The organism is Protofrankia sp. Cj3 (genome assembly GCF_917627355.1).
Lineage (GTDB): Bacteria > Actinomycetota > Actinomycetes > Frankiales > Frankiaceae > Protofrankia.
Map to the genome: position 1 here is coordinate 1 of NZ_CAKJTR010000238.1, position 6,413 is coordinate 6,413.

10 protein-coding genes are annotated in these 6,413 nt (G+C 65.5%); 1 reads left to right on the forward strand and 9 read right to left on the reverse strand.

The window, feature by feature from the left end:
- From MJ783_RS21185 to MJ783_RS23805, 8 genes are all read right to left on the reverse strand, one after another.
- The coding region (locus MJ783_RS21185; protein ID WP_239313138.1) for a DUF932 domain-containing protein at window positions 1-856 on the reverse strand (856 nt) is incomplete at its 3' end.
- A gap of 87 nt (window positions 857-943) precedes the next feature.
- Window positions 944-1,327, reverse strand: coding sequence for a hypothetical protein (locus MJ783_RS21190; RefSeq protein WP_239313140.1), 384 nt, complete (start codon window positions 1,325-1,327; stop codon window positions 944-946).
- Window positions 1,324-1,707 (reverse strand): hypothetical protein, encoded by a 384-nt coding sequence (locus MJ783_RS21195; RefSeq protein ID WP_239313143.1) that lies wholly within the window; start codon window positions 1,705-1,707, stop codon window positions 1,324-1,326. Before MJ783_RS21195 ends, MJ783_RS21190 begins: the two co-directional genes overlap by 4 nt.
- Before the next feature lie 57 nt (window positions 1,708-1,764).
- Window positions 1,765-2,112: a hypothetical protein gene (locus tag MJ783_RS21200; RefSeq protein ID WP_239313146.1), complete on the reverse strand. Its 348-nt coding sequence runs from the start codon at window positions 2,110-2,112 to the stop codon at window positions 1,765-1,767.
- The gene (locus MJ783_RS21205) at window positions 2,109-2,537 is read right to left on the reverse strand and encodes a hypothetical protein (protein ID WP_239313149.1); all 429 of its coding nucleotides are present in this window, start codon (window positions 2,535-2,537) and stop codon (window positions 2,109-2,111) included. The genes MJ783_RS21200 and MJ783_RS21205 overlap by 4 nt, the downstream gene beginning before the upstream one ends.
- Window positions 2,538-2,592: 55 nt before the next feature.
- On the reverse strand, window positions 2,593-2,802 hold the full coding sequence (locus tag MJ783_RS21210; protein WP_239313151.1) for a hypothetical protein: 210 nt from the start codon (window positions 2,800-2,802) through the stop codon (window positions 2,593-2,595).
- Window positions 2,803-3,065: 263 nt separating this feature from the next.
- Window positions 3,066-3,869 (reverse strand): hypothetical protein, encoded by an 804-nt coding sequence (locus MJ783_RS21215; protein WP_239313153.1) that lies wholly within the window; start codon window positions 3,867-3,869, stop codon window positions 3,066-3,068.
- 672 nt (window positions 3,870-4,541) lie between these two features.
- Window positions 4,542-4,730: a nucleotidyltransferase domain-containing protein gene (locus MJ783_RS23805; RefSeq protein WP_370651758.1), complete on the reverse strand. Its 189-nt coding sequence runs from the start codon at window positions 4,728-4,730 to the stop codon at window positions 4,542-4,544.
- Window positions 4,731-4,888: 158 nt separating this feature from the next.
- On the opposite strand from MJ783_RS23805, the gene MJ783_RS21220 reads away from it, so the two are divergent.
- Complete coding sequence (locus MJ783_RS21220) at window positions 4,889-5,050, forward strand: hypothetical protein (protein WP_239313155.1); 162 nt, start codon at window positions 4,889-4,891, stop codon at window positions 5,048-5,050.
- An 82-nt stretch (window positions 5,051-5,132) separates the two neighbouring features.
- On the opposite strand, the gene MJ783_RS21225 is transcribed toward MJ783_RS21220, so the two are convergent.
- The gene (locus tag MJ783_RS21225; protein ID WP_239313157.1) at window positions 5,133-5,720 is read right to left on the reverse strand and encodes a hypothetical protein; all 588 of its coding nucleotides are present in this window, start codon (window positions 5,718-5,720) and stop codon (window positions 5,133-5,135) included.
- Between the last annotated feature and the right edge of the window lie 693 nt (window positions 5,721-6,413).

A 6,413-nucleotide genomic window follows, 5' to 3' on the forward strand; every position in this document is an offset into this window, starting at 1 on the left:
CGCCCCAGCCGGTGTTCCGCCACGGCGAGACCCGCTCGTCGTGGTTCCACAGCCGGGCCAGGGTGTCGCGGTGCTTCTCGGCGCTGGTCCGCGCCCGCCCCTTGTCCTCGGGCATCGGGACGTGGGCGTCGAGGAACGCCGCCCACTGCCGGTCCGAGACGTCGAGCGCGCACAGCTCGGCGACCTCGGCGGCGAAGTCGTCGGCGATCGTGTGCACGATCGCGAGTGCCCCCCGGGCCTTGGCGAGCCGAAGGTGCGACTTGGCGGAGTGCTTGACCTTGGTCTGCTGTCCCTGTTCCCGCAGGCCGGCGGCCATCGTGTTGTCGCACACGACGTTGGTGACGATCCGTTTGTAGGTCGTGGACAGCGACCCGTCGAAGCTGGTGGTGGCCAGTAGGTTCGGGCGGAACGCGACGCCCTCCGGGGTCGTGATCGTGTCGGGGACCTCCACCGACACCCACGCCACTGCACCGTCGCGCAGCAGACCGGCCGAGCCGATCGCGAGATCGTCGTCGAGGAGCTGCCCGACGTTGTCGACCAGCCACTGCTGGTAGGGGTGCGGCTGGTAGCCGTCGCTGAACAGCCCCATCACGCTGCCGGTGTCCGACCGCACGATCGCCTTGCGGTCCGGGACGACGTCCAAGCCGCCGGTGACGGGCGACTCGACGTAGATCGGCAGTTCGAGGGCCTGCCAGCCGAACAGCCGACGCTCGACGTCCTGCGCAGGGATCGGCCCCGGGTAGTGGTTGGCCTCGCCCTGCTGCTGGTCGGCGCGGTAGTGCCAGGCATGGCCACGCTTGTCGGTGAACCCGATCAGCGTGTTGCTGTTCAGCCAGGCCAGGGTTTCCTTCGACATTCGGGCTCCTTTCATCGAGCGACCGGGGTGGGCGCCGATGTGCATGTTTGCCGCCGGACACCGTCCGGCGGCAAACATGCGGGAGGGCTACGGAGTGGGCGTGCGGGCGGGGCGCAGCGCCGCGCGGGCCTCGGCGAGCGAAGCCCATGGGCGGACCTGGTTGTGGCCCGGGTAGGTGTGCGCGCGGGCGATCGCGACCGCACGGTCCGTGTCGAGCACCGACGCGTCGACCAGGCTGGTGATCTTCCACGCGGTGGTGGCGAGGCGGACGGGCCGGCCGCCGGGCCACATTTCCTCGTAGGCGCGTACTTTGCCGTCGTGGGTGATCGAGCGGATCACGATCAGGTCGACGGTGACGGCGTCCGGGCCTCCGCCGGTCAGCGGCTCCCGATGCGGGGAGACGAACAGCGCGACGTTGCCCCGGCGGGCTCGCGCGCCGTTCGCCAGCGGCAGTGCCTCGACCCGGCTCACGGCGCGTCCCCGGGCAGGGGCAGCCAGGCGGTGGCCGGGGACGGGTCCTCCCGCTCGGCGGCGATCAGGTCCCGGATATGCATCGTCAGGTAGTCGGCGGAGCTCTCCCGTAGGAACGGGTTGTCGGCCCAGACGATCGACCCGGCCAGCGCGGTCGTCTCGGCCACCACGCCGCCGAGCACGTCCGTGCTGTACCGGCGGTCGCAGTGCGGGCACTGGACGACCGTCACCAGCAGGTAGGCCGACCACGTCCCGTCCGCGAAGTGCGCCCGTTCCTCGGCGATCACATCGAGATCGCCAATTGGGGACAGGTAGTAGTCGTGGTCATCGTCGATGTAAACCCCGATCCGAACGGTGGGGTCCGCGAGCACGCCGAGCATGGCACCACCTCAGAAAGATCAGCAGAGAGCAGAGAGAAAGGCGCACGCGCACGCTGGCTATGCGCCGGTCAGCCGCGCCCAGATGTCGCGGCACTCGGCATCGCTGAACCCACGGGGATGCGCGGAGGTCTCCCGCATCTCGCCGGTGTAGTAGTCCAGCGTGACCGTGCCGCCCCACCAGCAGTGCGGCCCGGGAAAGTCCGGGCCGCCCGACGGTTCTGTGACCGCCAAGTCCTTCAGGATGGCTACGGCAAGATCCACGGCGCCGAGCCCGTCCGCGCGATCGAAGTCGTCGGGTTCGCAGTCGAGATCCTCGGACCGTTCGCCGTGCGGGTAGATGTCTCCGTCGTGGACCTCGTGGTCGTAGTAGTCGCGATGGTGGACACACAGATGCCGGCCGGTCACAGGACTCGCACCACCCAGCCGTCGCAGTCCTCCTCGACCCCGGAGATCTCCAAGAGGATGTCGCCGTAGACGATCGCCTGTTCGTGCAGCCGGTCCCCTTCCGGGCCGTAGCCGCGGTCCCACAGGCCGGTACCCTGCCGCTGCCGAGACAGGACCCAGTCCTGGCCCAGCGACTCGGGCACGGGAGCACGATCGCCCAGACGCTCGACCAGCAACGACAGATCGGCGGCGCCCTCCAGGAAGTCACGGATCTCGCTGCCGGGATCGCCGCGCAGATACTCGGTCTCTGTTCCATCGAAACCACTGCCGTACAGATTCGTGGTCTCGTCTGGCGACCATTCGACCATCGCCGATTCGATCAGTTCGCGCCACACTCCCCGCTCAAAGCGGCGCACGAACTCCTCAGACAGAACTTCACAGGTCACAGGCCCTCCCTCAACATGACGGTCGACACGTTTTGGATGCACGGCCGGTAGGCACCTAACGCCACCAGATCAACAGGTCGCCGTGAATCCCCCGCGCCTTGAGTAGGAACGGTTCATCCATCCACTCCAGGCTGAACTTGTAGATCTTGCAGTCACAGCCGTGGTAAATCGACGCCAGACGATCCAGCAGCATCAGGAAGTGATCCAGGCCGCGCCGCTGGACAATCGCGAACGCACGCTCACGATCGGCAAGAATGTCAAACACAGACCAACCCTTCGTTAGGACAGCCGGATACACGCTCGCCAGGCTGGTTCGAGTGTTTTCACCCTCTACCTTGTTACGCGCCCGGAAGCGTCCCGACCGTCCGGCCGGAAACACGCTCACCAGGCAGGTTCGGGCGTTTCCACCCTCTACCTTGTTACGCGCCCGGAAGCGTCCCGACCGTCCGGCCGAAAAGGTGGCCAAGAAACGCGGAGAGGGCACCGGGAGAATCTCCCGATGCCCTCTCCGCGAGGACAGATGGAACGTCAGTCTTCCGTGCCGTCCCGCGTGGCACGGAAGGTGATCATTTCCCGCACGGAATCCGCTCGTTCGGACAGTTCCCGAAACTCCGCTAGGGCAGCGTCACGGGTACGGATCACGGCACGGCGGGAACCGAAGGCGCCCCCGTGGCGCTTCTGTGCCACGTTGGAAAGGACGCCCGCGCGCCCGAGGTCATCGGCCTTGTTTCCTTCGTTGAGCACGTCCGCGAGAACCGGGAACTCCGTGCCGTCACCGAACGCGAACCGCCAGATGACCTCACTGTTGGCGGCAAGGTGCGTCGCGACGGCTACGAACTCCATGCGGGAAACGGCCTTCATCTGCTGTGCCCCGGGGGTCGCGTCGATCTCGTCAGGCTTCTTGTCGATCTGGTATCCGTTGCGTCGGGCAGCGTCCCGCATGGCGATGTACTGGATGCTGTCACGTGTGGCAACGAAGGTTCCGCCTTGCTTCGTGACGTAGAGCCAGGAATCCGGTTCCCGCGTGGCCACGGAGTAGGTCACAGGCTCAAACTTTCGGATGATCTTCCCAAGCAGTTGGGCGAACAGCAATACGGCGTCCTGCGTGATGTCGTCGCTCACGTCCGCCGTGCCGTACCCACGTCCTGTGTAGGTCGCGTTTCCGTCCATCCGCTTACGCGAGTGGACCGCGTCCAGGACACGGCAGAACTTGCGAGCCTTGGTCTGAATCGTGCCCCAGTCGTCCGCCGTCACTCTCGCCATGTCTTCCGGCTGGACTCTCGCGCCGGGAAGAGCGGACGGCGTGTCAGAAGAAAAGGCGTCATTGGTCACGAGATCTCTCCTCTACGTTTGGGGAACTCCGGGGGGTGTCGTCCATCTCCCGGTGCCGATATCTAATTCTCCGCCTATGCGCATTCGAATACAACCCCAATCATCCATCAATTAATGATTCTTTGGGTGACGATTGCAATGGTGAAATCGACGGCCAGAAAAGCGAACGCAATACGCGAGAACCAGAAAGGGAAAAGAGGAGAGTCAAAAAGCAAAAGACAAAAAGTCAAGGACTGCGAAAGAAACACAATGGGCACAGTGCCACCAGGCATACGGGACGCACACCGCCCACCGAGGCACCAGCGCCAACCCACCAGTCCCGCATCGACTATCAGCTCGTTGCCTCGCTATTAGGTCGCGGAGTGCTTGGGTGGGCGGCACACCTCGACCGACCTGCGCCAGCAGCGTTCCGTACGCCCACCCGCCTTTACTGGAGTGCCGGTGGGGGGTCCCGTGGGCGGACCGGCGGGGTGTAGGGATCGCGGATAGATGGGCAATCGGCCTCGTAGTTGAGCACTACATGAGCAGCGGGCCGCAAGCTATTTGAGCAGTCACCCTCAGTGAGGCGCTGGGGGTGTGGGGCGTGGCGACCGCCGTGATGATGGCGGTGCGGTCAGGTGAAGATCCGGTCAAGGTGGTGGTCAAGCAGGGATTCGATGACACCCGCGAAGATCATGCGCTCCGAGGCGCACCCGATCGACGAGGATTGGGTGCGCAGGGCAAGCGAGTATGCACGCCTTCCAGCGCCGCGAGCTGGTGGTCGGCGGGCGGTGTTGCCGTGACGGCGACGAAGTCGATGTCACTGGCGCCGGGACGAAAATCGTCCAGGGCTGCGGACCCGACCACATACCAGCCTTCCACGAGACCGGGAGCCGCGGCATCGATGGCCCGCGCTGTCGCCTTACCGCAATCAGACCAGCCCGCTCACCAGCACGCATGCAGGCAAGGAGCCGATCCGGGTTGATGCTGATGACGTCGGCCGGGTCTACTTCCAGGACCCGGCCGACCAGCGCTGGCACGTGCTGCGCTGGGAGCATGCTGACGCGCTCGTCGGGCCGTTCAGCGCGGACGCGCTCGCCTACGCCCGCCAGCCCGCCACCGCGACCGACCGGTTCCCCGACACCCGCCGGACGCCGGGCCCAGCTGTTGGAAGGCTGGGACGCGCCGAAACGGCCTCGTAGGCCAGCGGTCCGGCTCCTCACCATCGACGTGGCGGCCGGACCGCTGGCGTGAGCCGCCACTGACGATCACCCGCGACGAGATTCAGGCCGTGACCCGGGTGAGTGTGACCTTCGAGGCCGTCGACGGGTCGAACGCCAGCATCAGCGTGTTGCCCGAGCATGAGTACGCCATCGAGGTAAACGTGGCTGTCTGCGGGAACCTGTCCACTTCCTGGCCGTCAACGAGGACTACGGACTCGGCCTTGTCCTCGCCCTTGGTAAAGCTGATGCTGCCCGCGTCGACGGTGTAGGCGAAGGTGTCGGCTCCGGAGTCCTGCTGTACCACGGCGCGGCCGTCGACCGTCGTGCCGCTGACCACGTCGTGCATCTCGAACGCGCCGGTGCCATCACTGACGAAGTGCATATTGGCGCCGCCCTCGACATGAGTGATCGGTACCTTCGTCCCGTCCTTGAGCTCGATGTCCGGCCCCATCGCACTGCTGGGCAACGCCCACAACCCCGGCAGGCACTTGTCCGCGATCGGTGCCGCCGTCACAGAGCGCGCCGACGTGCTGCTCGTCGGCGGCAGTGTGGCCGCCTGGGAGCCGGCGTGTGGCACAAGCTGCAGGATGCCGATGACAACGCCGGCGACGGCCGCGGCGATTCCCACAATCGTGCCGGTCCTGGCCAAACCGCCGTGCCCATCCTCGCCTGCCACAGACCCCCCCGTCAGACCTCGCTGATGCGGCGACTATTTCAGAGGCTCGACGAACCTGGCAATGCGGTCATTCGTGCGCTGGTCGGGTGTCGCGAGGGGAAGGTCGGGTGTCGCGAGGGGAAGCGAGCAACCTCCTCGATGACTCCCAACACGCGGCTACGCTCAGTAGCCGAACGGGGTCATCGATCACACGAGACTTCGCGGCGACCGCTCATCTATCCCGAACCGACGGCCCATGATGCTGCTCAGATAGGGGCGGACTCCCAGGACCGACTGCTCATTCTCAACCGATCCCTACACGGGGGAGCTGTTCGGAAACCCTATTCGAATCGGTTTTCATTGAAATTCTGATACCGGCAACAGGAACAATACGTTCGCCAGTAGCCGTATGGGGAGATCGCTACCCGCCAACTTCCTGCGTTCTTTGGTACCGGGCAGACCCAGCGCGTCATGGAATACACAGGCCCTCCTCATCGTTAGAGATTCTGCGACATTTTCTATGTCGTAGGAAGGGTGACCTCCATGTATCATCTTCCCGGGCTGAGTCACCGAGCGACGGCTGTGGTCATCGAACGCGCCGAGCAGGCTTTCCCTGACTGGGACAAACCGGTCGGCCGGCCCAAGACCCTGTCGCTTCTCCAGGCCCTGAAATTGACGGTATGCCGG